General features: G+C 66.1%; 15 protein-coding genes. All 15 read left to right on the top strand.

The window, feature by feature from the left end; translation table 11 throughout:
• Window positions 1–44: 44 nt before the first annotated feature.
• The 15 genes from aroQ to urtD all read left to right on the top strand — a co-directional run bounded on the left by aroQ (window position 45) and on the right by urtD (window position 18,818).
• Window positions 45–488: a type II 3-dehydroquinate dehydratase gene (gene aroQ / locus IB255_RS17810; RefSeq protein ID WP_015479055.1), complete on the top strand. Its 444-nt coding sequence runs from the start codon at window positions 45–47 to the stop codon at window positions 486–488.
• 24 nt (window positions 489–512) lie between these two features.
• The gene (gene accB / locus IB255_RS17805; RefSeq protein WP_081515610.1) at window positions 513–977 is read left to right on the top strand and encodes an acetyl-CoA carboxylase biotin carboxyl carrier protein; all 465 of its coding nucleotides are present in this window, start codon (window positions 513–515) and stop codon (window positions 975–977) included.
• A gap of 17 nt (window positions 978–994) precedes the next feature.
• Window positions 995–2,344, top strand: a complete 1,350-nt coding sequence (accC, locus tag IB255_RS17800; protein WP_045216407.1) for an acetyl-CoA carboxylase biotin carboxylase subunit — start codon at window positions 995–997, stop codon at window positions 2,342–2,344.
• Window positions 2,345–2,527: 183 nt separating this feature from the next.
• On the top strand, window positions 2,528–3,406 hold the full coding sequence (prmA, locus tag IB255_RS17795; RefSeq protein WP_081515608.1) for a 50S ribosomal protein L11 methyltransferase: 879 nt from the start codon (window positions 2,528–2,530) through the stop codon (window positions 3,404–3,406).
• 60 nt (window positions 3,407–3,466) lie between these two features.
• The gene (locus IB255_RS17790; RefSeq protein ID WP_081515607.1) at window positions 3,467–5,077 is read left to right on the top strand and encodes a DUF3426 domain-containing protein; all 1,611 of its coding nucleotides are present in this window, start codon (window positions 3,467–3,469) and stop codon (window positions 5,075–5,077) included.
• 221 nt (window positions 5,078–5,298) lie between these two features.
• Window positions 5,299–6,306, top strand: a complete 1,008-nt coding sequence (gene dusB, locus IB255_RS17785; protein WP_081515606.1) for a tRNA dihydrouridine synthase DusB — start codon at window positions 5,299–5,301, stop codon at window positions 6,304–6,306.
• Window positions 6,303–6,623 (top strand): DNA-binding transcriptional regulator Fis, encoded by a 321-nt coding sequence (fis, locus tag IB255_RS17780; RefSeq protein ID WP_024766365.1) that lies wholly within the window; start codon window positions 6,303–6,305, stop codon window positions 6,621–6,623. The genes dusB and fis overlap by 4 nt, the downstream gene beginning before the upstream one ends.
• An 87-nt stretch (window positions 6,624–6,710) precedes the next feature.
• Window positions 6,711–8,318, top strand: a complete 1,608-nt coding sequence (gene purH, locus IB255_RS17775; protein WP_081515605.1) for a bifunctional phosphoribosylaminoimidazolecarboxamide formyltransferase/IMP cyclohydrolase — start codon at window positions 6,711–6,713, stop codon at window positions 8,316–8,318.
• A gap of 218 nt (window positions 8,319–8,536) precedes the next feature.
• Window positions 8,537–9,826, top strand: coding sequence for a phosphoribosylamine--glycine ligase (purD, locus tag IB255_RS17770; protein WP_081515604.1), 1,290 nt, complete (start codon window positions 8,537–8,539; stop codon window positions 9,824–9,826).
• Window positions 9,827–9,951: 125 nt separating this feature from the next.
• Entirely contained in the window at window positions 9,952–12,759 is a 2,808-nt protein-coding gene (locus IB255_RS17765; RefSeq protein ID WP_081515603.1) for a hybrid sensor histidine kinase/response regulator, read from the top strand.
• A 204-nt stretch (window positions 12,760–12,963) separates the two neighbouring features.
• Window positions 12,964–13,557 carry a MarC family protein gene (locus IB255_RS17760; RefSeq protein ID WP_081515602.1) on the top strand — a complete coding sequence of 198 codons (594 nt, stop codon included), beginning with the start codon at window positions 12,964–12,966 and terminating at the stop codon, window positions 13,555–13,557.
• Between the two features lie 236 nt (window positions 13,558–13,793).
• Window positions 13,794–15,062, top strand: a complete 1,269-nt coding sequence (gene urtA, locus IB255_RS17755) for an urea ABC transporter substrate-binding protein (protein WP_081515601.1) — start codon at window positions 13,794–13,796, stop codon at window positions 15,060–15,062.
• A 242-nt stretch (window positions 15,063–15,304) separates the two neighbouring features.
• Complete coding sequence (urtB, locus tag IB255_RS17750) at window positions 15,305–16,891, top strand: urea ABC transporter permease subunit UrtB (RefSeq protein WP_192210605.1); 1,587 nt, start codon at window positions 15,305–15,307, stop codon at window positions 16,889–16,891.
• Window positions 16,888–17,967: an urea ABC transporter permease subunit UrtC gene (urtC, locus tag IB255_RS17745; protein WP_081515599.1), complete on the top strand. Its 1,080-nt coding sequence runs from the start codon at window positions 16,888–16,890 to the stop codon at window positions 17,965–17,967. The genes urtB and urtC overlap by 4 nt, the downstream gene beginning before the upstream one ends.
• Window positions 17,964–18,818: an urea ABC transporter ATP-binding protein UrtD gene (gene urtD / locus IB255_RS17740; RefSeq protein WP_192210604.1), complete on the top strand. Its 855-nt coding sequence runs from the start codon at window positions 17,964–17,966 to the stop codon at window positions 18,816–18,818. The genes urtC and urtD overlap by 4 nt, the downstream gene beginning before the upstream one ends.
• The last annotated feature ends 106 nt before the right edge of the window (window positions 18,819–18,924 follow it).

Raw genomic sequence — 18,924 nt, 5'->3', positions numbered from 1 at the left:
CCGCCCTATCTTTTCCCGCCAAGAACAAGGACTACCGCATCCAGATGGCGACCTTACTGGTACTGCACGGGCCCAACCTCAATCTGCTGGGCACCCGCGAGCCCGACAAGTACGGCTCCGTCACCCTCGAGCAGATCAACCAGGACCTGGAGCGCCGCGCCCGCGAGGCCGGCCACCACCTGATGCACCTGCAGAGCAATGCCGAGTACGAACTGATCGACCGGATTCACGCCGCGCGCAACGAAGGCGTGGACTTCATCCTCATCAATCCGGCCGCTTTCACGCATACAAGTGTCGCTCTACGTGACGCATTGCTCGCAGTGAGCATCCCATTCATCGAAGTGCACCTCTCCAACGTGCACAAACGTGAACCTTTCCGGCATCACTCCTACTTTTCCGACGTGGCGGTAGGGGTGATCTGCGGTCTGGGAGCCACAGGCTACCGCCTGGCCCTGGAATCCGCCCTCGAACAACTTGAACGCCCGTGACCTCACCTGGGAGAGCGAACACTGATGGACATCCGTAAAGTCAAGAAACTGATCGAACTGCTCGAAGAATCCGGTATCGACGAACTGGAGATCAAAGAGGGCGAAGAGTCCGTACGCATCAGCCGTCACAGCAAGACCGCCGCCCAGCCGATCTACGCTGCCGCCCCGGCCTACGCTCCGGCCCCGGCCGCAGCTCCCGTGGCCGCTGCCGCTGCTGCCCCGGCCGCTGAAGCCGCCCCGGCTGCCCAGAACCTCGCCGGCGCCGTGCGCTCGCCGATGGTCGGCACCTTCTACCGCGCAGCCTCGCCGACTTCCGCCAACTTCGTCGAAGTCGGCCAGAGCGTGAAGAAAGGCGACATCCTCTGCATCGTCGAAGCCATGAAGATGATGAACCACATCGAGGCCGAGACCAGCGGCGTGATCGGTCAGATCCTCGTGGAGAACGGCCAGCCGGTCGAATTCGACCAGCCCCTGTTCACCATCGTTTAAACCGCGGGGAACCTGCGATGTTGGAAAAAGTACTGATCGCCAACCGCGGCGAAATCGCGCTGCGCATCCTGCGCGCGTGCAAGGAGCTGGGCATCAAGACGGTGGCCGTGCACTCGACCGCCGACCGCGAGCTGATGCACCTGTCGCTGGCCGACGAAGCGGTCTGCATCGGTCCGGCCCCGGCCGCGCAGTCCTACCTGCACATCCCGGCGATCATCGCCGCGGCCGAGGTTACCGGCGCCGTGGGTATCCACCCCGGCTACGGCTTCCTCGCCGAGAACGCCGACTTTGCCGAGCAGGTCGAGCGCTCGGGCTTCACCTTCATCGGCCCGAGCGCCGACGTCATCCGCCTGATGGGTGACAAGGTGTCCGCCAAGGACGCCATGAAGAAAGCCGGCGTGCCGACCGTACCGGGCTCCGACGGTCCGCTGCCCGAGGACGAAGAAACCGCGCTGGCCATCGCCCGCGAGGTGGGTTACCCGGTGATCATCAAGGCCGCCGGTGGCGGTGGTGGTCGCGGCATGCGCGTCGTGCACAAGGAAGAAGACCTGATCAAGTCCGCCAAGCTGACCCGCACCGAAGCGGGCGCGGCCTTCGGCAACTCGATGGTCTACCTGGAGAAGTTCCTGACCAACCCGCGTCACGTGGAAGTCCAGGTCCTCTCCGACGGCCAGGGCAACGCCATCCACCTGGGCGACCGCGACTGCTCCCTGCAGCGTCGTCACCAGAAGGTGCTGGAAGAAGCCCCAGCCCCGGGCATCGACGAGAAGGCCCGCGCCGAAGTGCTGGCCCGCTGCGTCCAGGCCTGCGTGGAAATCGGCTACCGTGGCGCCGGCACCTTCGAGTTCCTCTACGAGAACGGCCGCTTCTACTTCATCGAGATGAACACCCGCGTGCAGGTGGAGCATCCGGTGTCGGAGATGGTCACCGGTATCGACATCGTCAAGGAGATGCTCAGCATCGCCTCGGGCAACAAGCTGTCGATCAAGCAGGAAGACGTGGTCATCCGTGGCCATGCGCTGGAATGCCGGATCAACGCCGAAGACCCGAAGACCTTCATGCCGAGCCCCGGCAAGGTGAAGCACTTCCACGCACCGGGCGGCAACGGCGTGCGCGTGGACTCGCACCTGTACAGCGGCTACGCCGTACCGCCGAACTACGACTCGCTGGTGGGCAAGATCATCACCTACGGCAAGGACCGCGATGAAGCCATGGCGCGCATGCGTAATGCGCTGGACGAGCTGATCGTCGATGGCATCAAGACCAACACCGAGCTGCACAAGGAGCTGGTCCGCGATAAAGAGTTCTGCAAGGGTGGCGTGAACATCCACTACCTGGAGAAGAAGCTGGGCATGGACAAGCACTAAGCCTGCCCTGCTCCGCCTCGCTCCACCACAAGGGCTGCCTCCGGGCGGCCCTTGTGCTTTGCGGCCCCTGCACGCTGGCATGGCAGGGTGCCGTGCAGTAAGCTTGCCGCCTTTATCTGCGGGCCGCCCAGGCGGTCCGTTGTCTTTTCCAGCTCCATCCCGGCACGATCGAGGTACCGCCCCATGCCCTGGCTTCAAGTCCGACTCGCCATCACCCCGGATCAGGCGGAAACCTATGAAGATGCGCTGCTGGAAGTCGGCGCCGTCTCCGTGACCTTCATGGACGCCGAAGACCAGCCGATCTTCGAGCCGGACCTGGGCACCACCCCGCTGTGGAGCCACACCCACCTGCTCGCACTGTTCGAGGCCGACACCGACGAAACTTCGCTGATCGCCCACCTGACCCTGCTTACCGGCGGCGAACTGCCAGAGCACCAGATCGAGCGCATCGAGGACCAGGACTGGGAACGCAGCTGGATGGACAACTTCAAGCCGATGCGCTTCGGCCGCCGCCTGTGGATCGTCCCCAGCTGGCACGAGGCTCCGGAGCCGGAAGCGGTGAACCTGCTGCTCGACCCGGGCCTGGCCTTCGGCACCGGCACCCACCCGACCACCGCGCTGTGCCTGGAGTGGCTCGACGGCCAGGAGCTGGCCGGCCAGCAGGTGCTGGATTTCGGCTGTGGCTCGGGCATCCTCGCCATAGCCGCGCTGCTGCTGGGTGCTGAGCAGGCGGTCGGCACCGACATCGACCCGCAGGCGCTGGAAGCCTCCCGCGACAACGCCTCGCGCAACGGCATCGACCCGGCGAAATTCCCCGTCTACCTGCCCGCTGATCTGCCCAAGGCGCAGGCGGACGTGCTGGTGGCGAACATTCTGGCCGGTCCGCTGGTCACATTGGCAGAGCAGCTCACCGGGCTGGTGAAGTCCGGTGGCCTGCTGGCCCTTTCGGGCATCCTAGCCGAGCAGGCCGAGGAAGTACGCGCCGCCTACGCCGACGCCTTCGACCTTGACCCGACCGCCGAGCGCGATGGCTGGATCCGCATCAGCGGCCGCCGCCGCTGAGTGCCCGCCGTACGGGGCTTGAGTTAGACTAACCGCCAGATTTTTCCGCCGGACCGCCGCATGAGCGAAAGCTTCATCACACAGTGCCCCCATTGCCAGACCCGTTTCCGCGTCAACTCGGCGCAACTGGGCGCGGCCAGCGGTGCTGTGCGCTGCGGAACCTGCCTGAAGGTCTTCAGTGCGCCGCAGAACATGGTCGGCGAGCCGACCCAGGTTCCGGCGCCGGCTGTCACGGCGATACCGCCCGCCGCAGCCCCGAAACCTGCCCCGGCAGCGGAGCCGGTCGCGCCGCCTGCGCCATCGAAAGCCCCGGAGCCGATCGCAGCCGCGCCCGTTCCCGCGCCGGCCTTCAACACCTTCACTCCCGAAAAGCCCGCCGCACCGAGCGCTCCTGGCACCGCCACCCTCGGCTGGCCGCTGGCACCCCACGCCGCGCGGCATTCCAGCGATGTGGCGGAAAAGCCCGCCGTCGCCGAGCCGAAGGTAGAAGCAAAACCGGCACCGGTTGCCGAACCTGCCTCGGCCGTCGCCGCGACCACGGTGATCGCCCCGGCAGCGACCGTGACCAGCGAGCCACCCAAGCCTGCTCCTGCACCGGCAGCCGGAAAAAAAGACGAGACGCTGTGGATCCACGACGATCTCGATCTGGACAGCCTCAACCTCGACGAGGAACTGGCCAAGCTCGACGAGTTCGAGCTGTCCCAGGAATTCCTCAGCATCGACCGTGCGCCGCGCCCCAGCGAAGCCCTGCAGACTCGCCAGGAAGAGAAGCGCGACCCGCACGACGAGCGCTGGGCCGAAGCCCTGATCGAAGAGGAACAGAACGGCGCAAGTCGCACTTCCCGTCAGGAGCCCAGCTTCGGCCGGCTGCCCATCGAGGAACCGGAGGAGCCGCCCGCCAGCGCGCGCCTGGTGGCCGACAAGGAATCCGAGCCGGAGGAGCCCGAGGAAGAGCCGGAGCACGAACCGCGCATCGACCCGGCCCCCCTTCGCGTCGAGAGCGACGACGAGAAACTTCCAGCCTTCAGCGCCCGCCGTGATGACGATGAGCCTGACGATGAAGACGAGGAGCCGCCGCTGGCCGACCAGCGCGGCGACCATCGGCGCGCCGATCCAGGCCTTGGCAATGATGGCCTGAACGACCTCAGCGACGAACCCCTGCAGCTCGACTGGCAGAAGCCGAAGAGCCGCTGGGGCCGCCGACTGCTCTGGCTGCTGCTGGTATTGCTGGCCCTGGCCGGTCTCGCCGGCCAGTACATCGCCTATCACTTCGACGAACTGGCCCGCCAGGACCAGTACCGCCCCTGGTTCGCCCAGGCCTGCCCGGAGCTGGGTTGCACACTGCCCTCCAAGGTCGACGTGGAGCAGATCCGCAGCAGCAACCTGGTGGTGCGCAGCCACCCGGACTTCAGCGGTGCGCTGGTAGTGGACGCGATCATCTACAACCGCGCCAACTTCTCCCAGCCCTTCCCGCTGCTGGAGATGCGCTTCGCCGACCTGAACGGCCAGCTGATCGCCAGCCGCCGCTTCAAGCCCAGCGAGTACCTCTCGGGCGAGCTGGCCGGGCAGAGCGAGATGCCGCCGCAGACGCCGATCCACATCTCCCTGGACATCCTCGATCCGGGTCCCAAAGCGGTGAACTACAGCCTGAGCTTCCACTCGCCGGAATGACCCGGCGAGTAGCTCAAAGCGCCTGAGAGCGCCAGTTCCGCTCGTCTTCCAACCTGGGGTACTAAGCCCGGGATTGTTCAGAATTTATCCAAAATCGCCTTTATCCGGTCATCGAGAGCGGGTATCATGCCCTCCCTTTTTTGCTAGCACCGGTGGCAGGCCCCGAAAGCACCCGCGAGTCTCGTAACGCGCGGCGCCTCGGTGTTCCCGCCCCATTGACCATGGAAAACCAGTCGGTGGTACGCATCGGCTCCTACACACTGCCCAACAGACTGATCCTGGCCCCGATGGCCGGCGTCACCGATCGTCCGTTCCGCCAGCTTTGTCGCCGCCTCGGCGCCGGCATGGTGGTATCGGAGATGGTCACCAGCGACGTCCGCCTGTGGAACAGCCGCAAGTCGCGCCTGCGCCTGCAGCACGACCACGAGGATCAACCACGTTCGGTGCAGATCGCCGGCGGCGACCCGCAGATGCTCGCGGAAGCCGCACGGTGCAACGTGGAGCTCGGCGCCCAGATCATCGACATCAACATGGGCTGTCCGGCGAAGAAGGTTTGCAACAAGGCCGCGGGTTCCGCGCTGATGAAGGATGAACGGCTGGTGGCCGACATCCTCGAGGCGGTGGTCGCGGCGGTAGAGGTTCCCGTCACCCTGAAGATTCGCACCGGTTGGGACCGGTCGAACAAGAACGGTGTGACGGTGGCGCGGATCGCCGAGCAGTCGGGCATCCAGGCGCTGGCGGTACACGGCAGGACCCGTGCCGACCTCTACACCGGCGAGGCGGAGTACGAAACCATCGCGGCGATCAAGCAGGCAGTTTCGATTCCGGTCTTCGCCAATGGTGATATCGATTCACCGCGCAAGGCACGGCAGGTGTTCGAGCAGACGGGCGTGGATGCCCTGCTGATCGGCCGCGCCGCCCAGGGCAATCCCTGGATCTTCCGCGAGATCGATCATTACCTGAGCACCGGCGAGCTGTTGCCGGCGCCGAGTCTGCACGAGGTACAGAGCATCCTGCTCGAGCACCTCGCTGCATTGCATGCGTTTTATGGGGAGGAAATGGGTGTGCGAATTGCCCGCAAGCATGTGGGCTGGTACCTCGCAACCCTACCGGGAGCGGCGGAGTTCCGTTCCCAGTTCAATCGTTTGCAGGACACGGATGCACAGAGCGCCAGCGTCAGGCAGTTCTTCGCCGAGCGCCACAATAACGGAGAAGGGGTGGCCGCATGACAACGATGACCGAGACATTAGTGAGTGGAATGACACCCGTGAGCGACAACGCCAACCTTAAACAGCACCTGACCACTCCGACGCAGGAGGGCCAGACCCTCCGCGACAGCGTGGAAAAGGCACTGCACAACTATTTCGCCCATCTCGAAGGGCAGCCGGTCACGGACGTATACAACATGGTGCTTTGCGAAGTCGAAGCGCCGCTGCTGGAAACCGTCATGAACCACGTGAAGGGTAACCAGACCAAAGCCTCCGAACTGCTGGGGCTGAACCGCGGGACCCTGCGCAAGAAACTCAAGCAGTACGATCTTCTCTGACAGGTGGCAGGCGCGGGCCCGCGACCTCGAGGTCAGCCGGGCCCGCGCCTGACACGCGAAAAGCCCGAAGCCTTTGTGGAAGCCGTTATGACCGACCAAACCACCCGCCTGCCCGTCCGCCGTGCGCTGATCAGCGTTTCCGACAAGACCGGCGTCGTCGATTTCGCCCGTGAGCTGGCAGCCCTTGGCGTGGAGATCCTTTCCACCGGCGGCACCTACAAGCTGCTCAAGGACAACGCCATCGCCGCCGTGGAAGTGGCCGACTACACCGGCTTCCCGGAAATGATGGACGGCCGCGTGAAGACCCTGCACCCGAAGATCCACGGTGGCATCCTCGGACGTCGTGACCTCGACGGCGCAGTGATGGAAGAGCACGGCATCAAGCCGATCGACCTGGTGGCGGTCAACCTGTACCCGTTCGAAGCGACCGTGGCCAAGGCCGACTGCGACCTGCCGACCGCCATCGAGAACATCGACATCGGCGGCCCGACCATGGTCCGCAGCGCGGCGAAGAACCACAAGGACGTTGCCATCGTGGTCAACGCCGGTGACTACGCCAGCATCGTCGGCGCCCTGAAGGCCGGTGGCCTGACCTACGCCCAGCGCTTCGACCTGGCCCTGAAGGCCTTCGAGCACACTTCGGCCTACGACGGCATGATCGCCAACTACCTGGGCACCATCGACCAGACGCGCGACACCCTGTCCACCGAAGACCGCGGCGCCTTCCCGCGCACCTTCAACAGCCAGTTCATCAAGGCGCAGGAAATGCGCTACGGCGAGAACCCGCACCAGAGCGCGGCCTTCTACGTCGAGGCGAAGAAGGGCGAAGCCAGCGTCTCCACCGCCATCCAGCTGCAGGGCAAGGAACTGTCGTTCAACAACGTGGCCGACACCGACGCCGCGCTGGAGTGCGTGAAGAGCTTCGTCAAGCCGGCCTGCGTCATCGTCAAGCACGCCAACCCGTGCGGCGTGGCCGTGGTTCCGGAAAATGAAGGCGGCATCCGCAAGGCCTACGACCTGGCCTACGCCACCGATACCGAGTCGGCCTTCGGCGGCATCATCGCCTTCAACCGCGAGCTGGACGGCGAGACCGCCCAGGCCATCGTCGAGCGCCAGTTCGTCGAAGTCATCATCGCCCCGAAAATCTCCGAAGCTGCCCGTGCCGTGGTCGCTGCCAAGGCCAACGTGCGCCTGCTGGAGTGCGGCGAGTGGCCGGCCGAGCGTGCGCCGGGCTGGGACTTCAAGCGCGTCAACGGCGGCCTGCTGGTACAGAGCCGCGACATCGGCATGATCACCGCCGATGACCTGAAGATCGTCACCCAGCGCGCCCCCAGCGAGCAGGAAATCCACGACCTGATCTTCGCCTGGAAAGTCGCCAAGTTCGTGAAGTCCAACGCCATCGTCTACGCCAAGGCGCGCCAGACCGTCGGCGTCGGCGCCGGCCAGATGAGCCGCGTGAACTCCGCCCGCATCGCCGCCATCAAGGCCGAGCATGCCGGCCTGGAAGTGAAGGGGGCGGTCATGGCTTCCGACGCCTTCTTCCCGTTCCGCGACGGCATCGACAACGCTGCCAAGGCCGGTATCACCGCGGTGATCCAGCCGGGTGGTTCGATGCGCGACAACGAGGTGATCGCCGCCGCTGACGAAGCCGGCATTGCAATGGTCTTCACCGGCATGCGCCACTTTAGGCATTAACCGGGACGGCCGCACTGTAGCGGCCGTCTGCTGCGTTGCGGACGACTTCGCCAATGCTCATTGCCAATAGGCAACTCCGCTTGTCGAAGCCGTCCGCGCCTTGCATCCAGCCACTCCATTGCGCCCTCGCACAGGCTGGAAAAAAGCTCTCGTAGGTTGGGTGGAGCGAAGCGATACCCAACAATCCGGCAAAGCCGGAACTGTTCAGGAGAACTCCAATGAACGTACTCATCATCGGCAGCGGCGGTCGCGAGCACGCGCTGGCCTGGAAGGTCGCGCAGGATTCGCGCGTGCAGAAGGTCTTCGTCGCGCCGGGCAACGCCGGCACCGCCACCGAAGCCAAGTGCGAGAACGTCGCCATCGACGTGCTGGCCCTGGAAGAACTGGCCGATTTCGCAGCGAAGAACGTGCAGCTGACCATCGTCGGCCCCGAGGCGCCGCTGGTCAAAGGCGTGGTGGACCTGTTCCGCTCGCGCGGCCTGGACATCTTCGGCCCCACCGCCGGCGCTGCCCAGCTGGAAGGTTCCAAGGCCTTCACCAAGGACTTCCTCGCACGCCACCAGATCCCCACCGCCGACTACCAGAACTTCACCGAAGTCGAGCCGGCGCTGGCCTATCTGAAAGAGAAAGGCGCGCCCATCGTGATCAAGGCCGACGGCCTGGCCGCGGGCAAGGGCGTGATCGTCGCCATGACCCTGGCCGAAGCCGAGGAAGCCGTGCGCGATATGCTCGCCGGCAACGCCTTCGGTGACGCCGGATCGCGCGTGGTGATCGAAGAGTTCCTCGACGGCGAGGAAGCCAGCTTCATCGTCATGGTCGACGGCCAGAACGTGCTGCCCATGGCCACCAGCCAGGACCACAAGCGCGTCGGCGACGGCGACACCGGCCCGAACACCGGCGGCATGGGTGCCTACTCCCCCGCTCCGGTGGTAACTGCCGACGTGCACCAGCGCGTGATGGACGAAGTGATCTACCCGACCGTGCGCGGCATGGCCGAGGAAGGCAACGTCTATACCGGCTTCCTCTACGCCGGCCTGATGATCGACAAGAGCGGCAAGCCCAAGGTCATCGAGTTCAACTGCCGCTTCGGCGATCCGGAAACCCAGCCGATCATGGTCCGCCTGGAATCGTCCCTGGTCCTGCTGGTCGAGGCCGCCCTGGCCAAGGCGCTGGACAAGGTCGAAGCCACCTGGGACCCGCGTCCCACCGTAGGCGTGGTGATCGCCGCCGGCGGCTACCCGGGCGACTACGCCAAGGGTGACGCTATCTTCGGCCTGGACGATGCCGCCCAGCTCGACGGCAAGGTCTTCCACGCCGGCACCGCGCTCAAGGACGGCCAGATCGTCACCGCCGGCGGCCGCGTACTGTGCGCCACTGCCATCGGCCCGACCGTCTCCTCGGCCCAGGAACAGGCTTACCGTCTGGCCGAGAAGGTCCGCTGGAACGGCAGCTTCTACCGCAAGGACATCGGTTATCGCGCCATCGCCCGCGAGCGCGGCGAGGGCTGATCCGACGGGTGGAGGCGTCCCCCGTCGGACGCCTCCTCCACACCGGTCCCGGCGTGCACGGGTGGATTACGGCCTTCAGCACACTTGGCTATAATCCGCCCACTCACTACCGAAGGGACTTCGCCGTGCGTCGGCTCTGGACTGCCACAGGACTCCTCGTCAGCTTGCTGCTGGCCGCTCTGGTCTGTCTTCCGACCTATGCGGCAAGCCAGGAACCCGGCTGGTCCCAGCTCCACGACAGTGACGCCCGCCTGCAGCTGCAGGACGTGATCTCCCCGCGCTACCGCACCCTCTTCAGCCCCCTCGACATCAGCGACCTGCACGCCCCCGCCGGCCCCGGCGCGACCTGGCTGCACTTCCGCCTGCCCGCCAACGACGAGCCCCAGCAGCTGCGCCTGTTCGCGCCGAGCCTGGACAGCTTCGAGATGTTCATCCTCGACGGGCAGAAAGTCCTCGAACAGAAGAGCGCCGGCAACCTCTCTCCGGTGCAGCGCCCCCTGCTCAACAGTGATCTGGTGATCCCCCTGCGCACGGCCGCCGAGCCGCTGGATCTCTACCTGCGCCTCGCCTCGACTCTGCCGCTGCGCCCGAACATCAGCATCGAGGCCGCCGGCCAGCCGAGCAACGACCAGCGCCCGCTGCACTTCGGCGTGCTGATCGGCTGCCTGGCCATGCTGCTGCTCTACAACCTCGTGCGCTTCGCCTACACCCGCGTCGCCAGCGGCCTGTGGCTGGCCGGCGTGCATGCGAGCCTGCTGCTGGCCTGCCTCAACCTGTTCGGCCTGCTCAGCCCCTGGTACGGCAACAGCCAGTCGCTGCAGCCGATGATTGCGCTGGGTTGCCTGGTGGTGACGCTGATCTGCGGTCTTGGCTATACCGCCAGCTTCTTCCGTGACCTCACCCCGCGCCTGCCGCTCAAGCGCCTGCTGCTGGGTGGCACCGCCGGACTGGTGGTGCTGTGCGTGGCGCTCAACCTGGTACTCGACCTGTCCATCAGCAGCCTGGTCTACGGGCTGATCACTCTGGTGACCCTGAGCATTCTCGGCGTGGCGGTCTACTACTGGATTCACGCTTACCGCCCGGCGCGCCTGTTCGCCATCGGCATGGGCCTCTTCGTGGTGGTCTGGTGCCTGAGCCTGCCGTCGCTGCTGGGCTACGTGGCGACCCGGGCGGAATGGCTCGGCAGCGGCCTGCTCGGCCTCTCGGCAGTGGTCGGCTTCCTGCTCAGCCTGGCGCTAGCCGAGCGTCAGCGGAAAATCCAGAACGACCAGTTCGCCGCCAGCCGCCAGCGCGCCGCCAACGTCGCCGAGCTGAAGGCCAAGGGCGATTTCCTGGCCAAGATCAGCCACGAGATCCGCACCCCCATGAACGGCGTGCTGGGCATGACCGAGCTGCTGCTCGGCACCCCGCTCTCGGCCAAGCAGCGCGACTATGTGCAGACCATCCACAGCGCGGGCAACGAGCTGCTCTCGCTGATCAACGAGATCCTCGACATCTCCAAGCTGGAGTCCGGGCAGATCGAGCTGGACGAAGTGCAGTTCGACCTCGGCGCGCTGATCGAGGATTGCCTGGCGATCTTCCGTGCCAAGGCCGAGCAGCAGAAGGTCGAGCTGATCAGCTTCACCCAGCCGCAGGTGCCGCGCATCGTCAGTGGCGACCCGACGCGCCTGCGCCAGGCCGTGTTGAGCCTGCTGGACAACGCCTTCAAGCAGACCGACGAGGGCGAAATTCTCCTCGTCGTCGCCCTCGACGGCCCGCCCGAGCGTCCGCGCCTGCGCATCGCCGTGCAGGACAGCGGCCGTCCGCTGGACAGCGCCGACCGCCAGGCCCTGCTTACCGCCGAACTGCACAGCCGCGACTTCCTCTCCGCCACCCGCATCAGCAGCCGCCTCGGCCTGATCATTGCGCGCCAGCTGATCCGCCTGATGTCGGGGGAGTTTGGAATAGAGAGCGGCATCGAGAGTGGCCACAGCGCCGAAGGCGCGGGCAACCTGCTGTGGCTCAGCCTGCCGCTGGACCCGCAGCAGATCGACCAGGCCGGCGCCGACCTCGACAGCCCGCTGCAGGGCGCGCGCCTGCTGGTGGTGGACGACAACCAGACCTGCCGCAAGGTGGTGGTGCAGCAATGCAGCGCCTGGGGCATGAACGTCAGCGCGGTGTCTTCGGGCAAGGAAGCGCTGGCCCAGCTGCGCACCAAGGCGCACCTGCGCGAATACTTCGACGTGGTCCTGCTGGACCAGGACATGCCCGGCATGACCGGCATGCAGCTGGCGACCAAGATCCAGGAAGACCCGAACCTCAACCACGACATCCTGCTGATCATGCTCACCGGCATCAGCAACGCGCCGAGCAAGATCATCGCGCGCAACGCCGGGATCAAGCGCATCCTCGCCAAGCCGGTGGCCGGCTACACGCTCAAGGCGACCCTCGCCGAGGAACTCTCCCGCCGTGGCCCGAGCGGCGTGAGCAACTACCTTTCGCCAGCCAGCGAGCCGGCTTCAAACGTGCCGCCCAGCGACTTCCGCATCCTCGTCGCCGAGGACAACAGCATCTCCACCAAGGTCATCCGCGGCATGCTGAGCAAGCTCAACCTGCAGCCCGATACCGCCAGCAACGGCGAGGAAGCCCTCGCCGCGATGAAGTCCACCCAGTACGACCTGGTGCTGATGGACTGCGAAATGCCGGTGCTCGACGGCTTCTCCGCCACCGAGCGCCTGCGCGCCTGGGAGGCCAGCGAACACCGACCGCACACCCCGGTGGTGGCGCTCACCGCGCACATCCTCAGCGAACACAAGGAACGTGCGCGACTGGTCGGCATGGACGGCCACATGGCCAAGCCGGTGGAGTTGTCGCAACTGCGCGAACTGGTGGCCTACTGGGTCGGCGAACGCGAGCGCCGCCTGCGCCAGCAGAGCGACGCGCTGCCTTCCTGATTTTTCCCAGCACCTGCTCTCCCTGTAGGAGCGGGCCAAGCCCGCGATCGCGCCCATGGGGCGCTCCTACAGGGAGCGTCGGCACCAACCAGTGCGATCAGCGAGCAAGAACCAACGCGCGACTGCCCCGCCGCAATGCCACCCGCCGCCCCAGCCGCTATGCTTTGCCCTGCCGCGCCCTCTCAATCCGGACGAGTCGTTCCCATGCAAGTGATGTTCAGCGTGTACCTGAAGATGCTGGTGCTCTATAGCCCCTTCTTCGTCCTGTCCTGCTTCATCAGCCTCAACCGCGGCTTCGCCCCGCGCGACCGCAAGCGCATGGCCTGGCGCGTGGCCCTGGCGGCGCTGATCGCCAGCGTGCTGCTGTACCTGTTCGGGCGCTACATCTTCACCCTGTTCGGCATCACCGCCGACGCCTTCCGCATCGGTGCGGGCAGCGTGCTGTTCATCTCTGCGCTGGGCATGGCCCAGGGGCGCTCGGCTGTGCAGGCGGACAACGTGCAGCAGGACGTCACCATCGTCCCGCTGACCATCCCCATCACCGTCGGCCCCGGCACCATCGGTGCGCTGCTGGTGATGGGCGTGAACCAGGACTGGGAGCACAAGCTGTCGGCCCTGGCGGCAATCTTCCTCGCCTGCCTGACCGTCGGCGTCACGCTCTACCTCTCGGACAAGATCGAGAAGGTCCTCGGCGAACAGGGCCTGATGATCGTCAGTCGCCTGATGGGGCTGTTCGTCTGCGCCCTCGCCGCGCAGATCATCATGACCGGCGTGCGCGGCTACTTCCTCCCGCAATGACGCGCTCCTTTGGGGAGCGCCGCGCACCAAAGGGCGTTCGGCGCACCAAAGCTGCGCACTGAAAAACCTCACCATTACGACAGAAAATCGCGTGCAGCCCATCTGCGCCAAGGCTTTTGCCTGTTTGGCACGGATGCTGCGATGGCAGCTTCGATCCCGCGCGGGATCGCCCCATTTCCGGGGAAGCTGCCGCACCGGCAACTCCCCGCCCCTGGATAGCCAAGGAGGCTGCCGCGATGAAACGTCGTCCGCTGTTGAAAAGTACGCTGGCCATGAGCGCCCTGCTGCTCACCGGTCTGTTCCCGTTCAGCTCCCAGGCCGCCGAGACCATCAAGGTCGGCATCCTGCACTCGCTGTCCGGCACCATGGCGATCTCCGAGACCTCGCTCAAGGACATGGCGCTGATGACCATCGACGAGATCAACGCCAAGGGCGGGGTGAACGGCAAGAAGCTCGAAGCAGTGGTGGTCGACCCGGCCTCGAACTGGCCGCTGTTCGCCGAGAAGGCGCGCCAGCTGCTGACCCAGGACAAGGTCGCGGTAGTCTTCGGCTGCTGGACCAGTGTGTCGCGCAAATCCGTGCTGCCGGTGTTCGAGGAGCTCAACGGCCTGCTGTTCTACCCGGTGCAGTACGAGGGTGAGGAAATGTCGCCCAACGTCTTCTACACCGGTGCTGCGCCGAACCAGCAGGCCATCCCGGCGGTGGAATACCTGATGAGCGAGGACGGCGGCGCCGCCAAGCGCTTCTTCCTGCTGGGCACCGACTACGTCTACCCGCGCACCACCAACAAGATCCTGCGCGCCTTCCTGCACAGCAAGGGCGTGGCCGACAAGGACATCCAGGAGGTCTACACGCCGTTCGGCCACAGCGACTATCAAACCATCGTCGCCGACATCAAGAAGTTCTCCGCCGGCGGCAAGACCGCGGTGATCTCCACCGTCAACGGCGACTCCAACGTGCCGTTCTACAAGGAGCTGGCCAACCAGGGCCTGGAAGCCACCGAAGTGCCGGTGGTGGCCTTCTCCGTGGGTGAGGAAGAACTGCGCGGCATCGATACCAAGCCGCTAGTGGGCAACCTTGCCGCGTGGAACTACTTCGAATCGGTGAAGAATCCGGAGAACAGCAAGTTCGTCGCTGACTGGAAGGCCTACGCCAAGGCCAAGAACCTGCCCAACTACAGCACTGCGGTGACCAACGACCCGATGGAGGCCACCTACGTCGGCATCCACATGTGGGCGCAGGCCGTGCAGAAAGCCGGCAGCACCGACGTCGACAAGGTCCGCGAGGCCATGGGCGGGCAGACCTTCAAGGCGCCGTCGGGCTTCACCCTGACCATGGACAAGACCAACCACCACCTGCACAAGCCGGTGATGATCGGCGAGATCGAGGACAACGGTCAGTTCAACGTGGTCTGGAAGACCCCCGAGCCGATCCGCGCCCAGCCGTGGAGCCCGTTCATTCCGGGCAACGACAAGAAGCCGGATTACGCGGTGCGCAGTAACTGATCCGGAGCGGGCCCAGAGCCCCTCTCCCTAACCCTCTCCCTTAAGGGAGAGGGGACCGTATGGCGCAAGATCAAGCCCAGGCGTCAGCCGGCTCGGACAGTTATCTCCCTGATGGGAGAAAAGCAGTCAGACGCAGGATGAGGCCAGAAGTATCTGGCGGCACGGACAGCTCCCTCTCCCTTCAGGGAGAGGGCTGGGGAGAGGGGACATTAGCCCACACCCGCCTCTCAGGGAAAACATCCATGCCCACTGCCTTGCTCCACCTGCTCCGCCTCTGCGCCATGACGCTAGTCGCGCTGCTGCCGCAGCTCGCCTTCGGCGGCCCCGCGCAGGATTTTGCCAGCGCCGACAACGACGCCCGCGCCAGACTGCTCGAACAATGGGCCGCCGCGCCTGATGCCGATCGCCTGCCGTTGCTGGAAGCTATCCAGTCCGGCCGTCTCGCCGTCGATGCGCAGGGCCGTGCCTTCCTCCTCGGTGACGCAGGGCAATACCAGCCCGCGGATGGCGGCGCCGCGCCGGTCGGCGAGCCTGACAAGCTGCGCCTGAACAACCGCCTGCGCGGCCTGGTGAACACCGCCATGGCCAGCCACCAGCTGGTCGCCGACAGCGTCGAAGTGCGTCTTGAGGCCGCCCGCCAGCTGCAGAAGAGCGCCCGCCCGGCACAACGCACGCTGCTCGAATATCGCCTCAACGAAGAATCCGACGACGGCGTAAAAGCCGCCCTGCAACTGGCCCTGGCCAACCTGCAGCTGGCCGACCCGGCTCCGGCGGTGCGCCTCTCCGCCGTGCGCCTGCTGGGCGAGTCCGGCGACCCGCAGGCACGCACCCGCCTGGAAAACCTCCTCGATCCCGCCGTCGAACCCGACGACTCGGTGCGCACCGCCGCCGCCACCAGCCTCGGCCAGGTCAAGCGCCGGCTGCTGATGGGCGACCTGTTCGGCCAGGCCTTCAGCGGCCTGTCGCTGGGCTCGATCCTGCTGCTCGCCGCCCTCGGCCTGGCGATCACCTACGGCCTGCTCGGGGTGATAAACATGGCGCACGGCGAGATGCTGATGCTCGGCGCCTACTCCACCTACGTGGTGCAGGTGCTCTGCCAGCGCTACGCGCCCGGCGCGCTGGAGCTGTACCCGCTGCTCGCCCTGCCGGTGGCCTTCCTGGTCACCGCGTGCATCGGCATGGCGCTGGAGCGCACGGTGATCCGCCATCTCTATGGGCGCCCACTGGAAACCCTGCTCGCCACCTGGGGCATCAGCCTGGTGCTGATCCAATTGGTGCGCGTGCTGTTCGGCGCGCAGAACGTCGAGGTGGCCAACCCGGCGTGGCTGTCCGGCGGCATCCAGGTGCTGCCCAACCTCGTGCTGCCGTGGAACCGTATCGTCATCATCGGCTTCGCACTGTTCGTGCTGGCACTCACCTGGCTGCTGCTCAACCGTACACGGCTGGGCCTGAACGTCCGCGCCGTCACCCAGAACCGCAACATGGCCGCCTGCTGCGGCGTGCCCACCGGCCGCGTGGACATGCTCGCCTTCGGCCTCGGCTCGGGCATCGCCGGCCTCGGTGGCGTGGCGCTGTCGCAGGTTGGCAACGTCGGCCCGGACCTGGGCCAGAGCTACATCATCGACTCCTTCCTGGTGGTGGTGCTCGGCGGTGTCGGCCAGCTCGCCGGCAGCGTGTTCGCCGCCTTCGGCCTGGGCGTGGCGAACAAGATCCTCGAACCGCAGATCGGCGCGGTGCTGGGCAAGATCCTGATCCTCGCGCTGATCATCCTGTTCATCCAGAAACGTCCGCAGGGGCTCTTCGCTCTGAAAGGGAGGGTCATCGATTGAACCAGCCACTTACCGTGACGGCCGCGCAGAAGGCCGGCCCGAAACTCACCGCCGGGCTCGTCGGCGCCGCGCTCGTCGCGCTGCTGATCCTGCCGCTGCTGCACCTGCTGCCGGAGAACCACGCGCTTCACCTCTCCGCCTACGGGCTGACGCTCACCGGCAAGATCCTCTGCTACGCCATAGTCGCGCTGGCGCTGGACCTGGTCTGGGGCTACGCCGGCCTGCTGTCGCTGGGCCACGGGCTGTTCTTCGCCCTCGGCGGCTACGCCATGGGCATGTACCTGATGCGCGAGGCGGCCGGCGACCAGTTGCCGGCGTTCATGACCTTCCTCTCCTGGACGGAGCTGCCCTGGTACTGGGCCGGCACCCAGCACTTCCTCTGGGCGCTGTGCCTGGTGGTGCTGGCGCCGGGCCTGCTGGCGCTGGTGTTCGGCTTCTTCGCCTTCCGCTCGCGGATCAAGGGCGTGTACTTCTCGATCATGACCCAGGCGCTGACCTTCGCCGGCATGCTGCTGTTCTTCCGCAACGAGACGGGCTTCGGCGGCAACAACGGCTTCACCAACTTCCGCAGCATCCTCGGCTTTCCGATCACCGCGCCGGGCACCCGCGCGGCGCTGTTCATCGCCATCGTCCTGCTGCTGGCGGCGAGCCTGGCCATCGGCTTCGCCCTGGCGCGCAGCAAGTTCGGCCGGGTGCTCACCGCCCTGCGCGACGCCGAGAACCGCCTGATGTTCTGCGGGTATGACCCGCGCGGCTACAAGCTCTTCGTCTGGACCCTGAGCGCCGTGCTCTGCGGTCTCGCCGGCGCGTTGTTCGTGCCGCTGGTGGGGATCATCAACCCCAGCGAAATGTCGCCGACCAACTCCATCGAGGCCGCCGTCTGGGTCGCCCTCGGCGGGCGCGGCACGCTGATCGGCCCGCTGCTCGGCGCAGGCGTGGTGAACGGCGCGAAGAGCTGGTTCACGGTGGCCTTCCCCGAGTACTGGCTGTTCTTCCTCGGCGCGCTGTTCATCATCGTCACCCTGTACCTGCCGCGCGGCATCCTCGGCCTGATCAAGCGGGAGAAAGAGCAATGAGAGCGGTCCCCCACCTGATGCTGGAACCGGCCTACGATCCCAACCGCGACCCGGGCGCCAGCCGCGATGCCATCGGCATCGGCTCGAGCGCCAGCGGCCAGCTGGACGTGCGCCACGGCACCATCCTCACCCTGGAAGACATCAACGTCAGCTTCGACGGCTTCCGCGCCCTGCGCGACCTCACGCTGTACATCGGCGTCGGCGAGCTGCGCTGCATCATCGGCCCCAACGGCGCGGGCAAGACCACGCTGATGGACGTGATCACCGGCAAGACCCGTCCGGACAACGGCAAGGCCTACTTCGGCGAAACCCTCGACCTCACCCGCATGAATGAGGTGGAGATCGCCCAGGCCGGCATCGGCCGCAAGTTCCAGAAGCCCACGGTGTTCGAGGCGCTCTCGGTGTTCGAGAACCTGGAGCTCGCGCAGAAGACCGACAAGTCGGTGTGGGCCAGCCTGCGGGCGAAGCTCTCCGGCGAGCAGAAGGACCGCATCGAGCAAGTGCTCACCACCATCCGCCTGCGCGAGTCGCGTAACCGCCCCGCCGGGCTGCTCTCCCACGGGCAGAAGCAGTTCCTGGAGATCGGCATGCTGCTGGTGCAGGAGCCGCAACTGCTGTTGCTGGACGAGCCGGTGGCAGGCATGACCGACGCCGAGACCGAGTTCACCGCTGAGCTGTTCAAGTCCCTCGCCGGCCAGCACTCGCTGATGGTGGTGGAGCACGACATGGGCTTCGTCGGCAGCATCGCCGACCACGTCAGCGTGCTGCACCAGGGGCACGTGCTGGCCGAGGGTTCGCTGGAGGAAGTGCAGGCGAACGAGCAGGTCATAGAGGTCTATCTCGGCCGCTGACGTTCACTCCACAGCATGGGTATCGCTGCGCTCCACCCATCCTACGCACGCATTTCGCCGGGAGGCACGGCGTAGGTTGGCGTGGAGCGAAGCGATACCCAACAGC

The organism is Pseudomonas sp. PDM22 (assembly GCF_014851965.1).
Taxonomy (GTDB): domain Bacteria; phylum Pseudomonadota; class Gammaproteobacteria; order Pseudomonadales; family Pseudomonadaceae; genus Pseudomonas.
This window is presented reverse-complemented; position numbering and strand designations above follow the sequence as displayed.